This window comes from Paenibacillus oryziterrae (assembly GCF_042610485.1).
Lineage (GTDB): Bacteria > Bacillota > Bacilli > Paenibacillales > Paenibacillaceae > Paenibacillus_AQ.
In genome coordinates, this window is record NZ_JBGJZO010000008.1 from 145722 (window position 1) to 169562 (window position 23841).

The following is a 23841-nucleotide window of genomic DNA, read 5'->3' on the forward strand; positions in this document are numbered from 1 at the left end:
GGTATGAAGCTTGCAGTCATCGGTACCGGTTATGTCGGTCTAGTCTCTGGCGTGTGCTTTACGCTTAATGGAAATCATGTCATTTGTGTTGATAAAGATGAGGAAAAGATCAACAAGCTGAAGGCGATGGAATCCCCCATCTATGAACCGGGCATTGAGGCACTTATTGAAGCCAATCTGCGCGAGGGGCGCTTATCCTTCTCCTCCAACCTTAAAGAATCGGTACGGCGTTCGGACATCATTATTCTTGCGGTAGGGACGCCTTCCCTGCCAAACGGTGAAGCCAACCTTCAGTATATTGAGGGAGCGGCAGCTGAAATCGGCCAGGCGATGGACGGCTATAAAATTATCATGACAAAGTCCACCGTTCCGGTTGGCACGAATGAGAAGATCCGTAAAATGATAGCTTCCCATACGGAGCACTCATTTGACATCGTATCCGCACCGGAATTCCTCCGGGAAGGTTCGGCGATCAGCGATACACTGCATCCGGACAGAATCGTAATCGGGATAGACAATCCCAGCCTGGAGCCGGTAATGAGGAAGCTGCATCAAGGGTTCACCGAGAATGTATTCGTGACCGATATCCGCAGCGCGGAGATGATCAAATACGCATCGAATGCGTTTCTGGCAACCAAAATTTCGTTCATTAACGAGATTGCTAATATTTGCGAAAAAGTGGGAGCTGATGTAACCGAGGTCGCGCAAGGGATGGGAATGGACCGCAGAATCGGCTCATCCTTTCTCCAGGCTGGCATTGGTTACGGCGGCTCCTGTTTCCCGAAAGATACCAATGCGCTGATCCAGATCGCCGGTAACGTCGATTATGAGTTCAAGCTTTTGGAATCCGTAGTCGAGGTCAATAAAGGCCAACGTTTCATGATTATCTCCAAGCTGCATGAGTCCTTAGGAAGCCTGCGCGGTGCAGTTATCGGCATTTGGGGCCTCGCCTTCAAGCCGAACACGGATGATGTGCGCGAAGCTCCAGCCCGGGAAATCGTAGAGGCACTAGTAGCTGAAGGTGCTATCGTCAAGCTCTATGATCCCATTGCCGCCGACAACTTCCGGAAGCAATATGATCATCCGCAGCTCCGCTGGTGCACCTTGGCAGAGGAAGCCGCGGAAGGCAGTGACGCATTGTGCCTGCTGACAGACTGGAGTTTGTTCAAGGACATCGACCTGCACCGTCTGGCCAGAAAGATGCGCAAGCCGGTTCTGATCGACGGCCGCAACCTATACTCCAAAGCACAAATCGAGGGAACCGGCCTTGAGTACCACTCTGTCGGCCGCCCGCAGATGGGCGGGCTCAGCGGCTACTCGCCGAGCGTTGCCGGCGCGGTCTAACCCGCGCCTGCAAGGCGGGCGACGCTGACCTTTTTGTTATAGTCCATTCCGCCGGAGTTGCATCGAAATAAACGGCATAAGTGCCGTTCATCTAGCCAAATGCCCCGGAGATGCAGAAATAAAGTGTAAAAGTACACTTCATTTGACTGAGAACCTTGCGGAAGGCGTGAAAGATGATGCGCCGGCGGAATCATCCGATCGAAGTAACTTCCACGCCGGGTCACCCGCTTCGGCGCAGCAGCCCGAAGCGAATCTCTTGCCTTACCCCAGCGAGCGAAGTGATGCGATGCTTTTCAAATCCCCTGTTATGGGGAGGACGGAGAGGAATTTTGGAACTGTAGAAGCGCAGCGTTCGCCTTTGTCCTCAGATTTCAACCGCGAGGCGGTTCAAATCAGGAAATCTGAGGACAACAGCGATCGAAAGTCCAAACATTCATCGCAGTCCACTTTCATAACAGTCTTTTTTTCAAAAGTCGAATTACTACACGCTCACGCTTCACACATTCATTTGAGGAGGGTTCACTTATGAAACTGGTACTATTGTCAGGCGGTTCAGGAAAACGGTTGTGGCCTTTGTCCAATGATTCGCGTTCGAAGCAATTTCTTCGTGTACTGGAAAGCCCGCAGGGCGAGCCGGAATCCATGGTTCAGCGGGTCTGGAGACAGCTTGAAGAAACCGGTCTTGCAGACTCCTCGTACCTTGCAACTGGGCGCGGACAGGTGGAGATGATTCAAAGCCAGCTGGGAGGCGACGTGCCGATCATTGTTGAGCCGGAGCGACGCGACACTTTTCCGGCCATTGCGCTTACCGCTGCGTATTTATATTCGGTAGCAGGCGTGCTGCCTTCGGAGATTGTGGCGATCCTGCCGGTTGATCCTTATGTAGAAGCCTCCTTTTTTGACCATGTTGCCAAGCTGGAACAGACGATGGAGGAGAGCGGAGCCAATCTGGCGCTGATGGGGGTTATTCCGGAGCACGCCTCCGAGAAATACGGATATATTATCCCGACAACGGAAACTGCAGGGGAGAATGGATTCCTCAGAGTAAGTCATTTCCAGGAGAAACCGGAACGCAAGCAGGCGGAAGAACTTATCAAGCGCAGCGCGCTTTGGAACTGTGGCGTATTCGCTTTCCGTCTGGGATATCTGCTGGACATTTTACAGCGCAAGGGACTTCCACTCGGCTACGAGGAAATGCAGAAGCAGTATAAACTGCTGGCAAGCATCAGCTTTGATTATGAAGTGGTGGAAAAAGAAGATAACATCGTGGTTCAGCCGTATGACGGATTCTGGAAGGACCTGGGGACATGGAATACGCTGACGGAAGAAATGGCCAGCAACCATGTGGGGAAAGGGTTTGTAACAGCCGATTCGGAAGGCACTTCGCTGATTAACGAGCTGGATATTCCGATTACGGTGATTGGAGCCAAAGATTTAATTATAGCAGCAAGTCCTGATGGAATTCTGGTTACCCATAAATCTGAAAGCCCGCGAATCAAGGAGGTGTTAAAGTCCTTTGAACAACGGCCGATGTATGAGGAACGCCGCTGGGGTCATTACCGGGTCATTGATTACATCAAATATGACGAGGGCAATGAAGTGCTCACGAAACGGATTTTTATCAACGAAGGCAAAAACATCAGCTACCAGCTCCACCACAAGCGCAGTGAGATCTGGACGATTATCAGTGGAGAAGCGAGCATCGTACTGAATGAGAAGATGCATAATGTGCGTGCGGGTGATGTCGTACGCATTCCTGAAGGCACCAAACATGCCATTCTTGCGCTAACCGATGTTGAATTTATTGAAGTGCAGACCGGCTCAGAGCTGGTGGAAGAAGACAATATCCGTATTACTTTGGAGTGGGAAGACATAGAACTTCAACAGTTTATTTCATAGCACAAACTAACTATTTACCCCAGATTTAGGGGGCTAGAAACAGGTCTTAAGACTTATTTATCAAATTATTTTTATTAATGCCCTAAACTAAAATTAAATAGCGACGATAGTACGGTAAGGGGGATCATTCCTTCCAATACGACAAAGGCAAACCTGCCGAAAGACAGGGACGCAAAGCTATAGGGCCTTTCGCAAGAATGGCAGCCTGGCTACCGAAAGGGAGATGTATTTTGAAAGCTTACCGTACGTATCGTTTGCTGTGTGCACTGTTGTCTGCAATTTTGCTTGTGACGGCCATTCCATTTAGTCTTGGTTTCTCGTCATTGACTGTAAGTGCTGCCTCATCTGCAGGTACTCCGGTTAATCCAGGTGCTTCTGCCGGAGCTGCCAAGCTGCTGAAATATCTGTCCGATATTTCTGGAAAGGGGATCATTACAGGCCAGCACGACTATCTGGAGAGTCCGGATGAATTCAGCAACAAGCTACTGGCAACAAGCGGTAAATATGCGGCACTGCATGGATATGAACTGGGTGCAATTAGCGGCCAATCGGCAAGCACAGTTGCTTCGCAACGCCAGAATGTGGTGAACAGTGCGATCAACTGGTATAAGAACGGCGGAATCGTGGCAATGACGTTCCATGAGAATCTGCCGGGAACAACGTATGATTGGTCCAATGTCTCCATGAGCCTGAGTCAGGCCGATTTCAATAAATATGTAACTCCAGGAACAGCCGAGTACAACAGCCTGATTGCAGAGCTGGATAAAGTGGCAGTATCCTTGAAAAGCCTGCGCGATGCAGGAGTACCAGTCCTGTGGAGACCGTATCATGAAATGAACGGCGGCTGGTTCTGGTGGGGGAAAAAGACAAATTTCTCCGCGCTCTGGAACATTATGTACGACCGTTTCGTGAACGTTCATCAGCTTAATAACCTGCTGTGGGTTTGGAGCCCGAATGCACCGAATGCCTGGGCTGACCCGTACGCACTGACTTATCCGGGTGCCGATAAAGTGGATATCCTGGCTGCAGACATCTACGATAATGATTTCAAGCAAACGTATTACGACAGTCTGCTCAGTCTTGCCGCAGGTAAACCGATCGCAATCGGGGAGAATGGTGAAATGCCTAGTACCACGACCGTTCTCAAAACGCAGAGCAAATGGTCCTTCATGATGAACTGGGGTAAGCTGCTATACGAGAAGAATACCACCGACACGATTAAGAACTTTATGAATAATGACTTTACCCTCACAAGAGATGAATATATTACCGGAGCAATACCAACAGCTTCACCAACACCAACGCCGACACCTACAACAACGCCAACACCGGTAAGCGGCCTTATGATGCCGGTCAAAAATGGCCTGCAAGGCCAATATTTTTCGAATATGAATCTTTCGGGCACACCTGCCCTGATCCGGGACGATACAAACATTAATTTTAACTGGCGTCTCACTGCACCGGACAGTAAACTTGGCATCAATTATTTCTCTGTACGCTGGAGCGGTAAGATCAAGCCTCTGTACAGTGAAACTTATAATATTTACACCAATTCGGATGACGGCATCCGGGTATGGGTTGACGGCAAGCTTGTGATTGACAGCTGGATTAAACAAAGCGGAACCGAACGTATGGGAAGTATTAATCTGGTTGCCGGACAGCTGTATGATATCAAAATTGAGTACTACGAAAATGAAGGCGATGCGCGTGTGCTTCTGATGTGGGAAAGCCCAAGCCAACTGAAAGGGACGGTTCCCTCCAGTGCACTATTTTTAGCTTCTACAGCAGTTGTATTGGCAACACCAACACCAACACCAACACCAACACCAACACCAACACCAACACCAACACCAACACCAACACCAACACCAACACCAACACCAACACCAACACCAACACCAACACCAACACCAACACCAACACCAACACCGACGCCAACGCCAACGCCAACGCCAACGCCTGTGTTTAATCAGGATGTAGTAAGTGTAATACCGGTAACGGGAAATGGTCTGCGTGGAGAGTATTTCGGCAATATGCAGCTTTCGGGTACACCGGTATTGATCCGTGATGACGCTGCATTGGATATGAACTGGCGCCTGACATCACCGGATGCCAAAATCGGAGTTGATTTCTTCTCCGTCCGTTGGAGTGGCAAGATCAAACCGTTATTTAGCGAAACTTACAACATATATACTAATTCAGACGACGGTATCCGAGTCTGGATTGATGGTAAGGCTGTGATAGACAGCTGGGTGAAGCAGAGCGGAACGGAGCGCATGGGGACAATTACCTTAAAAGCCGGACAGCTGTACGATATCAAGGTGGAGTACTACGAGAACCAGGGAGATGCCAGAGTGCGTTTGATGTGGGAGAGCCCAAGCCAACTAAAAGGAACGGTTCCTGCAAGTGCGCTTTTTCTACCCGGTGTTTAGCGGGTAACGAACCTTAATCAATGAACTAAATGAATCATCGACAGCCTTCTCCCCGGATCTTGGTATGGGGTAAGAATTCTTTACAGTCGAGCTTAGTTAGCCCTGCTCATGAGCAGGGCTACTGAGCTATAGTCCTCATGTGGCAAAGAATGGCCTTCCCGCCATGCGAATTTGTTATCTACAGAACCGGGAAGGTACTTGGCTACCGAAAGGAAGATTACATTGAACACTTACCGCAAGGCCGGACTCTATATTGTAATTTTGCCGCTGATTTTGATTCTTTCCATAGGTCCCAGAGGAGAAGCGCGTAGCCTTCCGATTGTCATGATTGATAATAGACCCGTCAACCCTTCGGCATCGCCGGAAGCCCGGGAACTGCTTGATGAGCTGGTTGAACTTAGCGGCAAAGGTATGATTGCCGGACAACATGATTATTTGGAGACGCCTGACGAGTATATCGACCAAATAAAGAAGACCAGCGGCCAATATCCCGGATTGCACGGTTATGAGTTGGGTGCGATTAATAACCAGAACGCCAAGACCATTGCAGTACAGCGCCAGGAAGTGGTCGACAGCGCTATAGAGTGGCATAAAGAAGGCGGCATTGTGGCCATCACCTTTCATCAGAATATACCGGGAACCGCCTCATCCTGGTCTAACGTATCGAGGGAGCTTAGCCAGCAGGATTTTAACCAAATCGTCACTCCAGGGACGAAGCAATACAAGCAGCTCATAGAGGATCTGGATGAAGTGGCGTCATATCTTAAGCAACTCCGGGATGCAGGGGTGCCGGTAATCTGGAGACCTTACCATGAGATGAATGGCGGCTGGTTCTGGTGGGGGAAGAAGAGTAACTTCACCGCTCTGTGGAACATCATGTACGACCGTTTTGTGAATACGCATCATCTGAACAATCTATTATGGTCGTGGAACCCAAACGCACCTAATGAATGGGCCGACCCTTATCTGCCGTATTATCCGGGAGCAGATAAAGTGGATATTCTCGCTGCTGATATTTACAACAATGATTATAAACAGAGCCATTATGACAGTCTGTTAGCACTGGCGGATGGCAAGCCGATTGGTATTGGAGAGAGCGGTGAGCTTCCCGATCCTGCAATAATGTCCCAAAGTCAGAATAAATGGGTATATATAATGACATGGGGGAAGATGCTCACAGAAAATAACAGTTCTTCCGCCATTAAGAGCTTTATGAGCAGCAGCTATATCATGTCTCGTGAAGAGTATATAAGCAAGACAGGTACAAAGACGGGCGGGGAGAATACAGCATCCCGTTTCAGTCTCAAAGCGGAGTATTTCAACAATACAAACTTGGCGGGAGAGCCTGTACTGGTCCGCAATGAGAGCAAGCTGGCCTTCAATTGGCATGGAGATGCCCCTGTTACTGGCCTTGGCAAGGATTCCTTCTCGATAAGATTTAAAGGTAAGATCAAACCGTTATACAGTGAAAAATATACTTTTTATGCTTCTTCGGATGATGGTGTCCGTGTCTGGGTTGGTAATGAGCTGATCATTAACAGCTGGAAGAAGCAAAGCGGCGTGACCCAGAAAGGCAGTATTACTCTCACCGCCGGAACTCTATATGATATAAAAGTGGAGTATTACGAGAACCACGGCGATGCAAGCCTCACCCTGATGTGGGAGAGTCCGCGCCAGAAGAAGGCCGTTCCTCAGAATGTTATATTCGTGCCTTGATCACAAGCCTAACTCCGGGTTATTCCTGAAGAAAGCGAGGCAACGAAATGAGAGATATGAAGAAGAACAAATATATCCTATTTATATTGAAAATGACTGCATTAGCCCTCTTGTTTCTGCTTTATACCTCCGTTTTTGGATCAGACGAAGTCAAAGAAACGGAAGTACAGGTAGATATGGCCCGGATGTCCGCTCCCCAGACCGTGAGAACGGTGATACCGGCAGGTAAGATGATCTGGCAGCTTGGAAGGCATGACGGTTCTTCTGCGGAGTTCGCAGCACCTAAATCCTCCAAGGCTAAAGACGCTATCACCGCAGGAACGGGATCAGCCGCAGCAGGCAGTGTTCCCTCCGGACTGAACGGGGCAGAGAAACCGGAGCTTCGTATTTCATATTCACTCGATAAAATACCGGCTAACGGGGTGATGTTCAGCGTTAGCATCCTTGATGCCTACAAATCCGTCCCCCAGATGAGCGTGTTCTCCAATCGGCAGCTGTCGGGGATCATCCAAATTGCCGGAGTTGCGGGAACGAATAATGATTACATTTTCCGCAAAACTTATGAGCTCTATATCCCTAAAGAACAGTTGAAGACTGGAATCAATGAGCTGAAGCTTCAGACAGCTAAATGCTTGTATTGTTCCTCCGCGGAAGAGCAATTCTTATGGTGGACATGGGATGATCTTAGTCTGGTTGCTTTAAATGTTCCGGCTGAGGAGCCTATACATGGCTCCTATACCTTAACCGGTACCGCGCTCAATAATAAGCAGTTTTATTTTGATGAGGGTGCAGTAACCCATCTACCGTATATCCTCAAATGGCTGGGTATCGCTTACAGCGGAAATATCATGCGCACCAGTTGTGCCAGTGATGTCGGAAGATCATGCTCTAATATGAAGGAATACTACGAGGTGCTTAAAGAGTACAACACGCAGGCGGTTGCCCTATATTTATATACGGGAGATATTAAGCTGAATAGTGACGGTTCTCTACCGGCAGATGCCGTGAAGAAGCTGACCGATTATTTCCGCACCTATAGCCCCTATTTCCAGTATTATGAAGTCGACAATGAGCCGGGGCTCTTTAACCGCTCCAAAGCAGTGAATTTGGCTATTGCGAAATGGCTGAATACAGAGGGGAAGAAGATTGCTCCCCATCTGAAGACTGTCGCTCCCGGCTGGGCCTACTGGCCGGAATTCAAGGAGCATTCCTGCGGTAATCAAAAGGGAAGCGTACGCCAATGCGGAGATCCAGACGGATGGGAGCGGGATCCGGAGCAGCGGCTGGAGTTGGAGAAGGTAACGGATCTGACCAATGGGCATTCCTATGGGGAATCCTATACGTTCACCAACGGCGGAAGTTTTACGGAGAATTTGAAGACATTTGGCGGAGCAGCGGATGGGCTTGAGAAACAAATGCTTACCACCGAGTTTGGTACCTCCGATAGCCATACAGACGCACCGCAGTACGGGGCAACCGAAAGGAAGGCGGCAGTCTTTGACCGGATTATGCGGGCACATATCGGTTATGCGGATATGTTTGTGCAGCATGCCGCTTTCTTTAAGGACTTCAGTTTGTTTAAATACAATTTCAATCTGGAGGATCATGATCCGGCTAAAACGGAGATTTATTATACCTCCGGCAAGGAAGATTCACGTGTCAGCATTATGAGACGGCTATCTTTGGCTTATGCAACACACGGAGCCCCCCTAACCTATCAGGTTACGAACAAGGCGGCTTTGGCTGATAAGCTTGTATATGTGAGAGCGGTGGATACTTCGACTTTAGCTCCGCTGGCGGGTACCGGAGCCACCTCAAACAAAATACTGGTCAATTTCGTCAATTTCGAAGATACGCAGCAGACTGTCAGCGTAAATATCATCATGCCGAAAAAAACACTGTATGAAGGTGAACGCTTTGGCAATGGAGATACTTATGAAGATGCGAGAACGTATGTTACCGGAAAAAACGCCAAACCAAGTCTGTCGTTTACCGAAACATTGGCGCCTGGTGAAGCCGTTCAATATATTCTGCAGCCTTCATCTGAATTGAAGCCGTCTGCTCCTCTGAACCTGCAGGCTTCTGCAGCCAAGGGACCGTCCGTCCGCCTGAACTGGCTGGAAGCACCGGGTGTGAGCTATGAAGTACTCCGGGACAATGGCTCCGGGGGATCATTGAATGTGATCGCATCGAACGTACATGACACGCAATACACGGATGGGAATCTGGAGGAGGGTAAAGTATTTACCTATGCTGTGCGGGTAACAGGTTCTACTCTGTTATCGGATACGGTAAAGATTACGGCGACCGGTCTAGTTCCGCTTGACCGGACAGAGTGGAAAGCCTCCTCCAGCGTGAACATTGAGAATTCGAATCCGGATAACGCAATCGATGGTGACCGGCGTACGAGATGGGATACCGGCAAACATCAGGCCTCAGGTGAAACGTTTCAAATAGATCTCGGCAACGCACATAATATAGAAGCCATTAATTTGGACTATTCTCTCTCATCCTATGACTATCCCCGCGGTTATGAAGTGTATGTCTCGGATGATGCCTCAAGCTGGAGGCGGGTTGCTACCGGCAAGGGACAGCTGACGAAGACTTTCATCACATTCCCACAAGTGAAAGCCAGATACGTGAGGATCGTACAGACCGGCTCTGGAGGGAACTATTGGTCTATCCAGGAGATGCAGATCTACTCAAGAGAATAACTTTTCTGAGACTCCCCGTGCGCTAGAAGCGAACGGGGAGTTGTGCTGCTTATAGATGTTATCCGCTGAAGTAGAGCTGGATTTTCCGCAGAGTCTCGTATATTCCGCTGACGCATTGACATACTATTTTGGGTAATAACAGGAATTGAAGCCTGTGAAGGGGGATGCGAATGACCCATTTTGCGGATAATGTTATATTACTGTTGGCTGTGCTGATGCTGATTGGAGTATTATCCACGAAGTTTTCCTCGCGGTTCGGTATGCCTGCCCTTGTGCTTTTTATCGCAGCAGGGATGATTCTCAGCCATTTTGTCTATTTCAATGATGCTTCGCTGACCCAGCTGGCCGGCATTTTCGCGCTCATTGTTATTTTATTCGAGGGCGGCATGCAGACGAGTTTTAAAGAAATCCGTCCGGTTATGGCGCCGGCCTTATCCTTAGCCACAATAGGGGTTCTCCTGACTACTGTTATTGTAGGTCTCTTCGCCAGATTGATCCTGGATGTTCCCTGGGCAGAAAGTCTGTTGTTCGGTGCCATCGTCGGTTCGACAGATGCTGCGGCCGTATTCTCCGTACTCGGCGGCAAAAATATTGATAAACGCCTGACATCCACTCTGGAGGCGGAGTCCGGGAGCAATGACCCGATGGCGGTATTCTTGACGGTATCGCTTATCACGTGGATTCAGCAGCCGGATACGGCGATAGGTTCTCTTGTCATTTCCTTTGTCTGGGAGATGGGAATGGGTCTGTTGCTGGGGTTTGTAGCAGGGAAGCTGGCAGTAGCACTTACGAATCGGATTAATCTGGATTCTTCGGGTCTATATCCCGTGATGGCCATCGGCTGTGCCGTTCTGACATACGGATTATCCGCACAAATACACAGCAGTGGACTGCTGGCTGTCTATGTTCTGGGTCTAGTCATGGGCAACTCGGAGATGGTGTATCACCGGACGATTATGAATTTCAACCATGCCTTTGCCTGGATGATGCAGATTGCTATGTTTATCTTACTCGGTCTGCTTGTTTTTCCGCAGGAGCTGGTGGACATCGCATGGCAGGGGGTGCTGCTGTCTGTCATACTAATGCTGGTTGCTCGGCCAATTGGGGTCTACGTCAGCCTGCTGTTTGCCAAATTCTCCTTCCGCGAAAAGACACTGATATCCTGGGCCGGTCTGCGCGGAGCGGTTCCCATCGTTCTTGCTACCTATCCGCTGCTGGCGGAACTGCCCGAGGGAAGGCTCTTTTTTAATGTAGTATTTTTTGTGGTACTAACTTCGGCGGTGATTCAGGGGACTACGATTTCTCCACTGGCGTCCCGGCTGAAGCTCGTTAGTACAGGAGTTGCGCAAATGTCACTCATGGAGCTGGTAGCCCTCGGTCAGACCGATTCAGAATTCAATCATATTCGCATAGAGAAATATATGCCGGTCACCGGTATGCAGATTTCAAATCTGGAGCTACCGAATGATATTTTGTTCACCGCGATTATCCGCAAGAATGAGATTGTAACACCGCACGGAAATACAGTGATAGAACCAGGAGACGTCGTGTATATACTAAGTCCAAAAAGTAAGCGTGAGGAGATGAGAGCTCTGTTTCATAATGATCCGGGTAAGGCGGCGCATTCCCCTCCGCTCGGTTAGAAGTGTGATGCACATAACAAGCATATTATGGAAAGCTGTGCTAATATCTACGCAACACTCAACAGAATCGTTTGCATTATCGTCTAAATTGTGTTAAATTATATATAGATTTAGAATGAGTCTAAATACAATAACGGTACACTATTCCAATAGGAGGGTTTATAATGACTACACAATTGAAAAGCGGAACTGAACTGCACGCGGCGCTGAACCGCCAGACAGCGAACTGGACTGTACTTGGAGTCAAACTGCATCACTATCACTGGTATGTGGGCGGAACCCACTTCTTCACTCTCCACACTAAATTTGAAGAACTATACAATGAAGCTGCAGGTTATGTAGATGAGTTGGCAGAACGGCTTTTGGCCATTGGTGGACGTCCGGCTTCCACGATGAAAGAATATTTGGCACTTTCCGAAATACAGGAAGGACGCGGCGGGGAAGATGCTAAGGAAATGGTCGGTCAATTGGTGAAGGATTTCGCTCTTGTTGCTGAAGAATTGAAGGCAGCAATCGCGCAAGCTGAAGAACTTAGTGACCAGCCTACCGCTGACCTGCTGATTGGAATCCGCAGCAGTGTAGAGAAACACTCCTGGATGCTGAACGCATACTTGGCTTAAATTAAAAGGGGCTCTGCCATAAGTCGATAACAGACTTATGGCAGAGCCCTGATTTATGTTCATACTTATTATTTAATGAATACCCCGCCAAAAGGAAGGACCTCTCGCAGAAACCGTTTGATAATTCCGTCATCATCGCTCATGTCCCGCTCAAAACGTCTGTTCTGCCGCCCTGCTTGAAAAAGAACAGGTCCATGGCCCGTCATTTTCCAGTGATAGCTCATATGCTGGCTTGCCAGATGGTTGCCGTACACGGTGAGCTCCAGGTTCGCATTCTCGGGATAGGCAATGACGCTGCCCGCATCCACATAGATTGGATCCATGGGGTGCAGCTCCGCTTCACAGACGGTTCCTTCCGTAAGGATTCCGATGCTGCCTCTGCCGGAGAACTTCACTTTTATAACATCACGGGTGACCACCATGTTCTTCATGCTAAGAACCCGGGTCTGCATTGTAATTCCTTTGCTGTAATAGAATAAATGCTTGAAATCATACAGCAGGTCGCTTTTACCGTCAAACTGAAAGGTTTTGATTCTGTATCCCGGTGGCAGCGCAGCTACAAAACGGCAGGGACCGGTCATATCCGCCCGGATGAGCTTCCGCTTGCGGTACATTCCTTTCACATCCATAAATCTGTCGGCACGCCCTGAAGAAGGGCCCTGATAAGCAATAATCTGCTGCGGATGCAGTACATGCACCTCTTCACGATCACCAATGGTAAAAGCCACTGCTTGCCCGCTTCCGCTTTCGCCCTCATCCTGGACATCGACGTTCATTTGTATCCCCCCTTGTCATATGCCATGTTTGGCTGCCGGTATCCGTATTATCTTAGATGGTCTCCTCTTCTGGAACGGTGCCGCATACCGAAACGGATGAGACGAATGAGGACAAAATAGCCCAGAACTAAGCCAAGCCCTGTGAAAATGGTAATTTTAATCCGATGCAGATAATTCTCTCTGGCTTCACGGTCATCTCTGAGCTGGTCGACTACCTGTGTTAGTTGCCGGTTCTGCTCCATGAGTGCAGCGTTTTGGGCCCTGTAGGTCTCCATCTCATCCAGCGTCTGGCCCAATTGATCTTTAGCGACATCAAGCTCATCTATCGTCTGGCCGAGCTCGTCCTTCGTTTTCTCCAGTTCTTCAGTCGTCTGACGGTAGCTCTCCTGGAGTTGGTTAACCTCACCGGGAAGCTCTGAGAATTCCTGAAGACCATTATATATATCGGTGAAATAATTAGCTTGGGCGGAAGGGGAGGACAGTGCTGCCGAAAGTCCAAACAGCAGGATAACCGAGTACAGAAGCCGGGTATAAATATGTTGTTGTTTCATCTATATTCACCGCCTAGTATGTGCTAGTATTTCTTCTATTTTATCATAGCCTGACAGCGTCCGACAGCAGGCCGCAAAAGTTCCTAAGGCGGTAAGGATTCTTTGAGAAGATACATGATTGTGACGCTTGGAATATTCATCTGGAACTATTAGAGGAAATATTTGTAGTCGAAACTGACAGAAGATTGGGGAGAGAAGTCGGGAATTTTTACTTTGTGGACTAACTTTCAGGGGCGGCACGCTTTTCTTTTGCGGATGGGCTCTTTTTTTGTCGATTTTATCAAACCGAACATATATTCCATGACATGGAGTTGTCGACCATTATTGGTACATTAAATAATAGAAGACCAAATGAAGAAAGAGGTGGGAATATGCAAGCAAGTTTACAACCGCTCTGTACATGGAGTCAAGATCATATATTTGCAGGTGGAGCGCAAAATATCGTTTTGCTGGTCGAATGGCGCGGTGCTGCTTCCCTGGAGACGGAATCGAGAACTCATAAAGTAGCTGCGTGCGATATTGAGTTGAGAATTTGGCTTGAGCCACACATGCAACTGACAGGATTGCACGGTTGCCGTAAGTGGTATGGAGGTGACCGGTCTCTACTTCTGCCTCTGGGCAAAATCTATGCAGGACAACGGAAAGATGTTGCGCTTGAATTCTCGATCCAATCGGCTCCTGTAGGCATACATGAAGCCGTGTGGTTGCAGTGGGCATACAAGCAGCCCTCGTCTCAGCGTATGCGTGAGCTTCCGATGCAGAAATGCAGTCTTCAATCCGTCCGCCACACCGGATTTCTGCAGGAATCCTGCTGTTTTTATGTAGAGAAACATCTTGAACTGCTCAAGATTGAAGAGGTCTATGAAAGCGCAGAATTACTCCGGAGCCAAGGAAAGTCTGGTGAAGCACAGGTGATTATAAGGCGTCAGGCGGACAAGCTTCTGCTCCTAGCCGTCAGGTCAGGGGATGCACAGCTGCTTAAGGAAGCAGAAAGCATGTATAGAATGATTGAAGCTGAGGTATTTCCTCTGTACAAATCTTACACCAACCTAAGTTACCATGACTGCGCTGTGAAGTAGACCATCTATACATATGTGTGACTTTTATCCTACTTATTATTCGGAAATATGACAAAGTGCGTTACGTATTAGCTGTAAATATAGTAAAATAGTTCGGTTATCTAGTTCTATATCACTGAAAATATAAGCCTATTTTACTAAGTCAAGGGGAACTGAACATGACAGACCGGTTAATTAGGCTGATGCGCATGATCACGCTAATTCAAGCCAAACCAGGGATTCTGGCCCGTGAGCTGGCGGAACGCTGCGGCACCAGCGAGAGAACGATATACAGGGATATGGAAGCTCTCAGCGCTATGCATATACCAATTACCCATTTGGGACATGGTAAAGGGTACACCTTTATCGGTAATTTTGCCCTTCACCCCTTGGATTGGTCAGATGAGGAAGCAGCAGCTTTCTCGCACATCGGAAGTATTATGGAAGATATTAAGCATCTACTGCCGGAGAACTTTGAGGACGCTTATGAAAAAGTGATGGCAGCAGGATATAAGACGAAAGCCGACAAGGAAGAAAAGATGGAGACCGCCAATAAGGAAGCAGGTTTCGGATGGAGCGATAAATCCGGCTATCAGCAGGAGCAGCCGCCATTTCTGACTGAAATTTTGGAAGCTGTTCTAAAACAGCATAGTATACGGGTGGACTATAATAAAAATGCTTATGAAGAATACGGGACATTAATTGACCCTTATTATCTCGTACCGTTAGAGAACCAGTTCCATCTGATCGGCTATTGCCATCGTTTTGGTCTGATTCGAACCTTTCATTTAAATGGATTCTCAAACTTGAAACCCCAAAGCCGGGGCTTTACCAAAGAGCATTTCGATCTACAGGCTTTTTTGAAGAAAAAGTGGTCACTGGATCTGGATAGCCTGCAGGTTGAATTTAAAGTCAAATTCTCCAAGTCTACACTGGATAACATTTCAAATGAAGAAATGGCTATTCAGCCGGTTAAAATTGATCGTCAGGGCCGCTTTCTTCATTTTGAAGTTAGACCTGAAGAGGATAGGCAATTTATTCGCTGGATTACCTGCTTTGCGGATGAAGCCGAAATTATGGAGCCGGTATATTACAGGGAATTTATGCGTTACCGTATGGAGAAATGGCTGTCGCTGTATAAATAGCGCAGTCTTTTTTTAATAATAAAACCAACTATATTTATATGTTTTATGCGTATATGGATAAATTTTTCTTGTCGGAGGCGGCATTATATAGTAATGTAATTAAAAATAACTTCTTTGCCCGTTTAAAGCGTTATTTCTTTCATGTGATGTCAGATTAATGTTTTCATGTGATGTCAGATTAATGTGGCTCTCCAATCCAGAGCCTTTTTCTTTCCAGGCATTTGACCTTTGTTCAAATATCAAATTTGAATAGGTTAAACAGAAGATTTTTAACAGAAGAGAGGTAATACCTTGATCCAGCCCATTCTGAAAATTGAGGATCTGCATACCCATTTTTTTACCGACCGCGGTGAGGTGCCTGCTGTTGACGGTGTTGATCTTTACGTAAATCCCGGAGAAGTGCTGGGAATCGTAGGAGAATCAGGCTGCGGTAAAAGTGTAACTTCCTTGTCAATTCTTAAGCTTGTTCCGAATCCACCCGGTAAAATCGTAGGCGGACATATCTACTTCAAAGGCAAGGATATCGTGCCTATGAAAGAGAAGGAAATGCGCCAGATTCGCGGCGATGCCGTATCAATGATTTTTCAGGAACCCATGACTTCACTAAATCCGCTGTTTACCGTTGGACAGCAAATCATAGAAACGGTACGCCTGCATCGGGGCCTTAACAAGAAGGAAGCGAGAGAACACGCGATCGATATGCTCCGGAAAGTCGGCATTCCAAGACCGGAAGCTATTATTGATGAATACCCCCACCAGTTATCAGGGGGCATGCGGCAAAGGGTTATGATTGCCATGTCGATCTCTTGCAGCCCTGAACTGCTGATAGCCGATGAACCAACCACTGCTTTGGATGTAACCATTCAAGCGCAGATCCTGGATTTGATCCGGAGGCTGAATGAAGATCAAGGAACAGCGGTAATGCTGATCACCCATGACCTTGGCGTAGTCGCAGAGATGTGTCACCGGGTGGCAGTTATGTATGCCGGAAAGGTAGTAGAGGAAGGCAGTGTATATGACATCTTCAACAACCCGCTGCATCCGTACACCCGGGGATTGATTGAATCGGTACCAAGAATGGATGAGACCCGTGAACGGCTGCATTCCATTCCAGGTAATGTGCCTATTCTCAGCAATGATATGAAGGGCTGCCGTTTTGCTCCGCGTTGCGAGCATGCGATGGATATTTGCCGGCAGTCGATTCCGCAGCTGACTATTCAGGAAGACAGTCACAGCTGCAGATGCTGGCTGCATGAAAGTCAACAGGAGGATGCAGTATGAGTGAGAATCTGCTAGAGGTCAAAAACCTCAAAAAATATTATCCGATTAACAAAGGTTTCTTCAATAAAGCTCAAGGTGCCGTTAAAGCAGTGGATGATATTTCCTTCTCCGTTGGTAAAGGGGAAACCTTTGGTCTGGTGGGAGAAAGCGGCTGCGGTAAATCAACAACCGGCCGGGCGCTCCTGCGACTGATTGAACCCACAGCAGGTGAAATATGGTTCGAAGGACAGGACATCACCAAGCTGTCCGCAGAAGAAATGCGTAAGCGGCGGAGAGAAATGCAAATTGTGTTCCAGGACCCGTTCTCATCCCTTGATCCGCGTAATACGGTCCAGCGTATTCTGGAAGAACCGATGATTGTACATGGTGTAGGCGATGCCAAAGAGCGCCGTGCAGCAGTGGAAAGGCTGGCGGATGTGGTTGGTTTGTCCAAGGCCCATCTGCAGCGGTACCCGCACCAGTTCTCGGGTGGCCAAAGACAACGTATCGGAATTGCCCGAGCGTTGGCGCTTCAGCCCAAGCTAATTATCGCTGATGAACCGGTGTCTGCGCTTGACGTCTCCATCCAGTCACAGGTCATCAATTTAATGCAGGATTTACAGCGCGAGTTCGGTCTGACTTACATATTTATTGCCCATGACCTTAGTGTCGTGAAACATATTTGCGACAGGGTTGCTGTAATGTACCTGGGAAGAATCGTGGAGATTACAGATAAGCACAAGCTCTACTCACAGCCTCAGCACCCATATACACAGGCGTTGCTATCCGCTGTTCCTGAACCCAATCCAAATATCCGCAAGGAACGCATCATTCTCCAAGGAGAAGTGCCGAGTCCAGCGAATGCACCGATTGGATGCGCCTTTAATACACGCTGCCCTAAGGTAATGGATGTGTGCAGGAATGCCCGTCCACCACTCTTGGAGACAGAATCCGGCCATTTGACGGCTTGTCATCTGTATGCCACAGAAACACATAGTATTCTGGTATAGCCGGATTTGCTACTGAACAACAATCTGGTGCCAGACAATAATTACTTAATCTTGGTTTATGGCTGCGCTTTGACGCAGCTGCATATAAACGCGTTTATACTTTCTATTGGGAGAAGGGAGTTTTCTAGAGATGAAGAAGTGGAGTAGTCTGGCATTGGTATTAATGCTGAGCGCAGCATTTGCGCTGAGCGGTTGCGGAGGAAACAATAACGCGGCCACAGAAGGAAACACAGGGGGAAATGCAGCGGCTACTACCGCGCCGGAAAGCTCACCGGATGCTGCGGCAACTACCCAAGATACACTTATTGTGGGCCGTGGCGGAGACTCCGCATCGCTTGATCCGGCAATTGTTACCGATGGTGAATCTTTGAAGATTGCCCATCAGGTGTTCGATTCCCTGCTGGAGTACAAACCGGGAACTTCTGAAGTTCAAGCATCCCTGGCGGACAGCTGGGAAGTATCGGCTGACGGCTTGACTTACACGTTCAAGCTGCACCCGGGCGTTAAGTTCCATGATGGAACTGATTTCAACGCTGACGCTGTAGTATTCAACTTCACCCGCTGGAGCGATCCGGCCAGTGAGTTCAAATTTGAAGGAGATTCCTTCGATTATTTCGATTCGATGTTCGGCCCGGATGGTAGCCGCGTCATCAAAGAAGTGAAGGCTGTGGATGCCACAACCGTTCAATTCGTGCTGAATCAGCCACAATCTCCATTCCTGCAAAATATTGCAATGACTTCATTCGGTATCGCAAGCCCGACAGCCATTCAAGAAAAGAAAGAGAACTTCAAGAATGAGCCAGTCGGAACAGGTCCTTTCGTCTTCAAAGAGTGGAAGCACAATGATTCCATTACCCTGGAGAAGAATGCTAGTTACTGGAAAGAAGGACTTCCTAAGCTGAACAAAGTTATCGTGCGTTCTATTCCTGACAACTCTGCACGCTTCAATGCTCTGCAAAGCGGCGAAATTGACTTGATGGAAGATTTGAGCCCTGATGATCTGTCCACCCTGGAAGGCAACTCTGATCTGCAAAAAATCGAACGTCCTCCGTTCAACGTAGCATACCTGGGCTTCAACTTTAAGAAGAAACCTTTTGATAATGTCCTAGTAAGACAAGCGTTGAACCATGCTGTGAACAAACAAGCAATTATTGATGCATTCTTCGCAGGTCAAGCAACAGCAGCAGTGAACCCGATGCCTCCTTCACTATGGGGCTACAACGACAGCGTTCAGGATTACGAATACGATCTGGACAAAGCCAAAGCATTGCTTGCTGAAGCTGGATATCCAAACGGTCTGCCTGAAACTGTAACCTTGTATGCAATGCCAGTATCCCGTCCATATATGCCTGATGGCAAGAAGGTAGCTGAAGCTATTCAAGCGGATTGGGAGAAGATCGGCGTGAAGACTGTAATCGAATCTCCGGAATGGGCAACTTACCTGGATGACACCAAAGCGGGCGAGAAGGATGATATCTTCATGCTTGGCTGGACAGGTGACAACGGAGACCCTGATAACTTCATCTACACCTTGCTAGATAAAGATGCAATTCCTGGTAACAACCGCGCTTTCTATGCGAACGAAGAACTGCACACCATTCTGGTAGATGCACAGAAAGAGACGGATCAAACGAAACGTTCCGACCTGTATAAAAAAGCACAAGAAATTATCAAAGCCGATGCACCTTGGATTCCGCTCGTGCACACTACACCGCTGCTCGCTGCGAAATCAAATCTCAAAGGATATGTTCCAGGACCAACAGGTACAGAGTACTATAGTGAAGTTTACTTCGAATAGTATTCAGGTAATGTAATAGGAACACCGCTTGCCGCCGCGAATAGCGGCGGTAAGTTATGTTCTACTATAAGATAGTTATGTTTTCCAATACACCTTTGGAAGGTGAGCCGATTTGAACTCCTACTTATTAAAACGTATCATGGTGCTTATTCCTGTTCTCATCGGAATGACGATTATCGTGTTCTCCATTATTCATGCGATTCCCGGAGACCCGGCAGAGACCATTCTCGGGCAGAAGGCGACAGAGCAATCCAAACAGGCACTAAGAGAGCAACTGGGCCTCGATCAACCTTGGCTGCAGCAGTATTTTAACTATATGGGTGATTTGCTCCAGGGAGATCTGGGCACTTCGATCCGGACTAAAACACCGATTGCCAAAGAAATTCTGCCTTATTTGGCGGCTACGCTGGAGCTTACGGCAGCCAGTATGCTTTTCGCTACCTTTATTGGCGTAAATGCAGGGATCTTAAGTGCATGGAGGCAAAATTCCTGGTTTGATTATACGGCAATGATAATCGCGCTAGTCGGGGTGTCTATGCCAATCTTCTGGCTGGGGCTCATGGAACAATTGATTTTCTCCTTAAAACTGCATTGGCTTCCTTCAATAGGAAGGATGGATCAGCGAAATCCGGTAGAAAGCATCACTAATTTATATGTTATTGATACCATACTGGCGGGACAATGGAGTCAGCTGTGGACCGTCATCAAGCATCTTATTCTGCCAAGTGTAGCGCTCGGGACGATTCCGATGGCGATTATTGCCCGGATGACCCGCTCCAGCATGCTGGAGGTTATGAATTCCGACTATATCCGTACAGCAAAGGCAAAAGGATTGTCGCAATTTCTCGTTGTGTATAAACATGCTCTGAAAAATGCGCTGATTCCCGTGCTGACCGTTATTGGCCTGCAGACGGGTGCGCTGCTCGGAGGCGCTGTACTGACGGAGACGATTTTTGCCTGGCCTGGCGTAGGACGGTATATATTTGAAGCAATCAGTTCCCGTGACTATCCGGTGATCCAGACGGGGATTCTGGTGATCGCATTTATCTTTGTGTTTATAAATCTGCTTGTGGATCTGCTGTATGCCGCTGTTGATCCGCGCATCAATTACAAGTGAGGGGTGAACCTATGGCACAGGCATCAATTAATGTTACTCCCCCGAACGTACCTGTAGAGAAGGTGTCCGGTCCTTGGCGCGATGCGTGGAAGGCTTTCCGCAAGAATAAGACGGCCATGGCGGGGCTATGTATTATTGTATTCTTTATTCTAATCGCTCTCCTGGCGCCGTTTATCGCACCGTATGATTTTAAAGAACAGGAGCTTATCAACCGGCTTAAGCCGCCTTCATCGGACCACTGGTTCGGGACGGATGATCTTGGCCGCGACCTGTTTACACGGGTAATTTACGGAGCACGTATCTCTCTGTGGGTGGGTTTCTTCTCCGTTATCGGTTCCATAGTCGTAGGTACTCTGCTAGGGGTACTCGCCGGATTCTATGGCAAATGGGTAGATATGGTGATTTCCCGCATGTTCGATATTTTGCTGGCGTTCCCGAGCATCCTGCTCGCAATCGCGATTGTCGCTATTCTCGGACCTTCTCTGCAAAATGCGCTTTATGCCATTGCCATCGTCAACATTCCGACCTATGGACGTTTGGTCCGTTCCAAAGTGCTGAGCCTGAAATCCGAGGAATATGTCACAGCCGCCAGAGCGATCGGAATGAAAAACAGCCGTATCCTGATCAGCCACATTCTGCCGAACAGTCTGACGCCGATTATCGTGCAGGGAACACTGGGAATTGCAACTGCAATTATTGAAGCAGCCGCACTCGGGTTTCTTGGACTGGGCGCGCAGCCGCCTGATCCGGAATGGGGTAAAATGCTTTCGGACTCCCGGCAGTTCATTCAGAAAGCACCTTGGACGGTATTGTTCCCGGGCTTATCGATTATGCTTACGGTACTAGGTTTCAACCTGATGGGTGACGGCCTGCGTGACATTCTCGATCCGCGGATGAAGAACTAAACCCAATTACTAGCAGCCCTTCAAGCGGGATAACCGTCTGAGGGGCTTTTTAGCTCTTTTTTGTAATAACAAGGCCATTTCCCGAAAAATGGAAACCTGAATCCGAAATTCTGCTCCTACTCAACCCCTTAGGCCCGTACTATACTCATTTATGTAATCGCAATCATTTGCAGATATGAGCAATTAATCCTTTATGAGGTGGTGATGCCCAGTCAAATCATAACTCATGTTGTCCGTTGCCCAGCCGATAATTACAAGTAGTAATTATTATTATTGGAGGAAAATGCGATGAGAAAACAATGGAAAATGTCCATGCTCGCGCTTTTGCTGCTGATTTCATGTATCCCCTTATTTGGTACCAAAGCCCATGCAGCCGATTACACCCAGGGAGTTGAACTGTCAGGCACCACAGCTACCATCTGGTTCAAATCAGGTGTCAGCACCAGTTGGGTTGATGTACATTACAAAATAAACTCTGGTACGCAGCTGAATTACCGCATGACTTACAACAGCAGTAAGGCCCGTTATGAACAGGCAGTTACCGGCGTAGCCAGTGGTACAGCCATCAGTTACTTCTTTACTTACAATAATGGCACACCGGCTTATGACACAGGCTGGTTCACTTATACAGCGGGTACTACCCCGACACCTACGCCTACACCGCCGCCATCCGGGGGATCTATCTATTCCATAGCTGCATCTTCGATTCCGACGGCTCCAAGCGGTTCGCTCTCCCTGAAGGTGATGAATGGAACGGGCGGAGCATACTCCGACAGCCAGGTATATTGGGGAGTTCTTGGTATTAATCCAGCCAACGGCAAGTGGAGTTATCTGGATCTGAATGGCAATCTAGTTGCCATCTCGAACGCACTGAACGATGCTTCCGGACACTTGACTAAGAACGGCGTTAACTACGCGAATATTTATCATACCGTCAATCAGGCTTCCTGGGTGAACCTGCCCAAGATTACTTCAGGCCGGATGTTTCTCAGCGTAGGCACACCGCTATACATTAAGACCTATGACACTGGGTTTGCGGGACCGGATATTAATAATGCGACCGATCCAAACCGTAATATTTATTTTGACTTCGTAGAATTTACGGTTGATGCTACCGGCTACCATGGCAACACCACACGCGTCGATGGCTTCGGGTTCCCGATCCAGCATCGTCTGGTGAATCGTGCGGGCAACTTTGATAAGACTGTAGGTGAACTGGAATCTGAAACCCGTGCGGGTATCTTCACTAAATATCAGAATGAAGTGCCTACGGCCTTCAAATCACTTGCTACTGTGCAAGCGCCATACCGGATTGTAGCCCCAATCTACGGTTCCTTTGCCCCAGGCGGTGCGAACGCGAATTATTTTGCCGGATATTCGAGCTACAACACTCAGGATATTCTCCGCTGCGATGGAGCATTAACAGATGCGGCAACGGCAGCTGCCATTAACCGGCATGTTCTCACCGACAGCAACTGGAATATCGTATCTAACTATTACAAAGCGGCTCCAGCCAACTATTATGCGAAATTCTGGCATGACCACAGCATCAGCGGATTAGCTTACGGATTCCCTTATGATGACGTTAACGGGCAAGCAGCCTATCTCGAAATTGGTGACCCTAAAGGCGTAATCGTTCGTGTAGGCTGGTAATAAGAACTGACTCCATAAGAATATATATGATTAACAAATGGACCAGGAGGGTTTCCCTTGCCTGGTCTGTTTGTTTATGATAAACATATCTATTTATAACTAATTATAAACAAACATAACAAAACATATAGTAAACTGGAGATGGATGTGCTAAAATCTCACCAAAATATATATAAATACATACTTGGGAGGTATGGAGC

The 23841-nt window shown here is 48.0% G+C and carries 17 protein-coding genes and 1 riboswitch; of the genes, 15 read left to right on the plus strand and 2 right to left on the minus strand.

Annotated features, from left to right (window positions below; all coding sequences use genetic code 11):
- The first annotated feature begins 3 nt into the window (after window positions 1-3).
- The 7 genes from ACAN55_RS11445 to ACAN55_RS11475 all read left to right on the plus strand — a co-directional run bounded on the left by ACAN55_RS11445 (window position 4) and on the right by ACAN55_RS11475 (window position 12368).
- Complete coding sequence (locus tag ACAN55_RS11445) at window positions 4-1344, plus strand: UDP-glucose dehydrogenase family protein (RefSeq protein WP_379132295.1); 1341 nt, start codon at window positions 4-6, stop codon at window positions 1342-1344.
- A 525-nt stretch (window positions 1345-1869) separates the two neighbouring features.
- Complete coding sequence (locus ACAN55_RS11450) at window positions 1870-3243, plus strand: sugar phosphate nucleotidyltransferase (RefSeq protein WP_379132298.1); 1374 nt, start codon at window positions 1870-1872, stop codon at window positions 3241-3243.
- Window positions 3244-3379: 136 nt separating this feature from the next.
- A riboswitch (cyclic di-GMP riboswitch) is annotated at window positions 3380-3460 on the plus strand.
- Complete coding sequence (locus ACAN55_RS11455; RefSeq protein ID WP_379132300.1) at window positions 3441-5675, plus strand: glycosyl hydrolase; 2235 nt, start codon at window positions 3441-3443, stop codon at window positions 5673-5675. Its footprint overlaps the riboswitch before it by 20 nt.
- A 222-nt stretch (window positions 5676-5897) precedes the next feature.
- Window positions 5898-7391 (plus strand): glycosyl hydrolase, encoded by a 1494-nt coding sequence (locus ACAN55_RS11460; protein ID WP_379132303.1) that lies wholly within the window; start codon window positions 5898-5900, stop codon window positions 7389-7391.
- A gap of 56 nt (window positions 7392-7447) precedes the next feature.
- A complete protein-coding gene (locus ACAN55_RS11465) occupies window positions 7448-10105 on the plus strand; it encodes a discoidin domain-containing protein (protein WP_379132306.1) in 2658 nt (885 codons plus the stop codon).
- 164 nt (window positions 10106-10269) lie between these two features.
- Entirely contained in the window at window positions 10270-11748 is a 1479-nt protein-coding gene (locus ACAN55_RS11470) for a potassium/proton antiporter (RefSeq protein WP_379132309.1), read from the plus strand.
- 164 nt (window positions 11749-11912) lie between these two features.
- Window positions 11913-12368 carry a Dps family protein gene (locus tag ACAN55_RS11475; protein ID WP_379132312.1) on the plus strand — a complete coding sequence of 152 codons (456 nt, stop codon included), beginning with the start codon at window positions 11913-11915 and terminating at the stop codon, window positions 12366-12368.
- 68 nt (window positions 12369-12436) lie between these two features.
- On the opposite strand, the gene ACAN55_RS11480 is transcribed toward ACAN55_RS11475, so the two are convergent.
- Both ACAN55_RS11480 and ACAN55_RS11485 read right to left on the minus strand, forming a co-directional pair.
- Window positions 12437-13144, minus strand: coding sequence for an AIM24 family protein (locus ACAN55_RS11480; RefSeq protein ID WP_379132314.1), 708 nt, complete (start codon window positions 13142-13144; stop codon window positions 12437-12439).
- Between the two features lie 47 nt (window positions 13145-13191).
- On the minus strand, window positions 13192-13695 hold the full coding sequence (locus ACAN55_RS11485; protein ID WP_379132316.1) for a coiled-coil domain-containing protein: 504 nt from the start codon (window positions 13693-13695) through the stop codon (window positions 13192-13194).
- A gap of 371 nt (window positions 13696-14066) precedes the next feature.
- Between ACAN55_RS11485 and ACAN55_RS11490 the strand changes: the two genes are divergently transcribed.
- The 8 genes from ACAN55_RS11490 to ACAN55_RS11525 all read left to right on the plus strand — a co-directional run bounded on the left by ACAN55_RS11490 (window position 14067) and on the right by ACAN55_RS11525 (window position 23641).
- Window positions 14067-14774, plus strand: a complete 708-nt coding sequence (locus ACAN55_RS11490; RefSeq protein ID WP_379132319.1) for a hypothetical protein — start codon at window positions 14067-14069, stop codon at window positions 14772-14774.
- A gap of 158 nt (window positions 14775-14932) precedes the next feature.
- Window positions 14933-15898 carry a helix-turn-helix transcriptional regulator gene (locus tag ACAN55_RS11495; protein WP_379132322.1) on the plus strand — a complete coding sequence of 322 codons (966 nt, stop codon included), beginning with the start codon at window positions 14933-14935 and terminating at the stop codon, window positions 15896-15898.
- Between the two features lie 291 nt (window positions 15899-16189).
- On the plus strand, window positions 16190-17179 hold the full coding sequence (locus ACAN55_RS11500) for an ABC transporter ATP-binding protein (protein WP_379132325.1): 990 nt from the start codon (window positions 16190-16192) through the stop codon (window positions 17177-17179).
- Window positions 17176-18168: an ABC transporter ATP-binding protein gene (locus ACAN55_RS11505; protein WP_379132328.1), complete on the plus strand. Its 993-nt coding sequence runs from the start codon at window positions 17176-17178 to the stop codon at window positions 18166-18168. Before ACAN55_RS11500 ends, ACAN55_RS11505 begins: the two co-directional genes overlap by 4 nt.
- Window positions 18169-18298: 130 nt before the next feature.
- Complete coding sequence (locus tag ACAN55_RS11510; protein ID WP_379132332.1) at window positions 18299-19966, plus strand: ABC transporter substrate-binding protein; 1668 nt, start codon at window positions 18299-18301, stop codon at window positions 19964-19966.
- A 112-nt stretch (window positions 19967-20078) separates the two neighbouring features.
- A complete protein-coding gene (locus tag ACAN55_RS11515) occupies window positions 20079-21083 on the plus strand; it encodes an ABC transporter permease (RefSeq protein WP_379132334.1) in 1005 nt (334 codons plus the stop codon).
- 11 nt (window positions 21084-21094) lie between these two features.
- Window positions 21095-21988: a nickel transporter permease gene (gene nikC / locus ACAN55_RS11520; protein WP_379132336.1), complete on the plus strand. Its 894-nt coding sequence runs from the start codon at window positions 21095-21097 to the stop codon at window positions 21986-21988.
- Between the two features lie 288 nt (window positions 21989-22276).
- Window positions 22277-23641: a glycoside hydrolase family 64 protein gene (locus ACAN55_RS11525; RefSeq protein WP_379132339.1), complete on the plus strand. Its 1365-nt coding sequence runs from the start codon at window positions 22277-22279 to the stop codon at window positions 23639-23641.
- The last annotated feature ends 200 nt before the right edge of the window (window positions 23642-23841 follow it).

What these genes read in the sequence shown, in the direction of transcription:
- ACAN55_RS11455 (WP_379132300.1), top strand. Translation starts at nt 3,441, where the DNA reads ATGGCAGCCTGGCTACCGAAAGGGAGATGTATTTTGAAAGCTTACCGT.
- nikC (WP_379132336.1), top strand. Translation starts at nt 21,095, where the DNA reads ATGGCACAGGCATCAATTAATGTTACTCCCCCGAACGTACCTGTAGAG.
- ACAN55_RS11495 (WP_379132322.1), top strand. Translation starts at nt 14,933, where the DNA reads ATGACAGACCGGTTAATTAGGCTGATGCGCATGATCACGCTAATTCAA.
- ACAN55_RS11490 (WP_379132319.1), top strand. Translation starts at nt 14,067, where the DNA reads ATGCAAGCAAGTTTACAACCGCTCTGTACATGGAGTCAAGATCATATA.
- ACAN55_RS11485 (WP_379132316.1), bottom strand. Translation starts at nt 13,695, where the DNA reads ATGAAACAACAACATATTTATACCCGGCTTCTGTACTCGGTTATCCTG.
- ACAN55_RS11450 (WP_379132298.1), top strand. Translation starts at nt 1,870, where the DNA reads ATGAAACTGGTACTATTGTCAGGCGGTTCAGGAAAACGGTTGTGGCCT.
- ACAN55_RS11445 (WP_379132295.1), top strand. Translation starts at nt 4, where the DNA reads ATGAAGCTTGCAGTCATCGGTACCGGTTATGTCGGTCTAGTCTCTGGC.
- ACAN55_RS11465 (WP_379132306.1), top strand. Translation starts at nt 7,448, where the DNA reads ATGAAGAAGAACAAATATATCCTATTTATATTGAAAATGACTGCATTA.
- ACAN55_RS11505 (WP_379132328.1), top strand. Translation starts at nt 17,176, where the DNA reads ATGAGTGAGAATCTGCTAGAGGTCAAAAACCTCAAAAAATATTATCCG.
- ACAN55_RS11480 (WP_379132314.1), bottom strand. Translation starts at nt 13,144, where the DNA reads ATGAACGTCGATGTCCAGGATGAGGGCGAAAGCGGAAGCGGGCAAGCA.
- ACAN55_RS11475 (WP_379132312.1), top strand. Translation starts at nt 11,913, where the DNA reads ATGACTACACAATTGAAAAGCGGAACTGAACTGCACGCGGCGCTGAAC.
- ACAN55_RS11470 (WP_379132309.1), top strand. Translation starts at nt 10,270, where the DNA reads ATGCGAATGACCCATTTTGCGGATAATGTTATATTACTGTTGGCTGTG.
- ACAN55_RS11510 (WP_379132332.1), top strand. Translation starts at nt 18,299, where the DNA reads ATGAAGAAGTGGAGTAGTCTGGCATTGGTATTAATGCTGAGCGCAGCA.
- ACAN55_RS11525 (WP_379132339.1), top strand. Translation starts at nt 22,277, where the DNA reads ATGAGAAAACAATGGAAAATGTCCATGCTCGCGCTTTTGCTGCTGATT.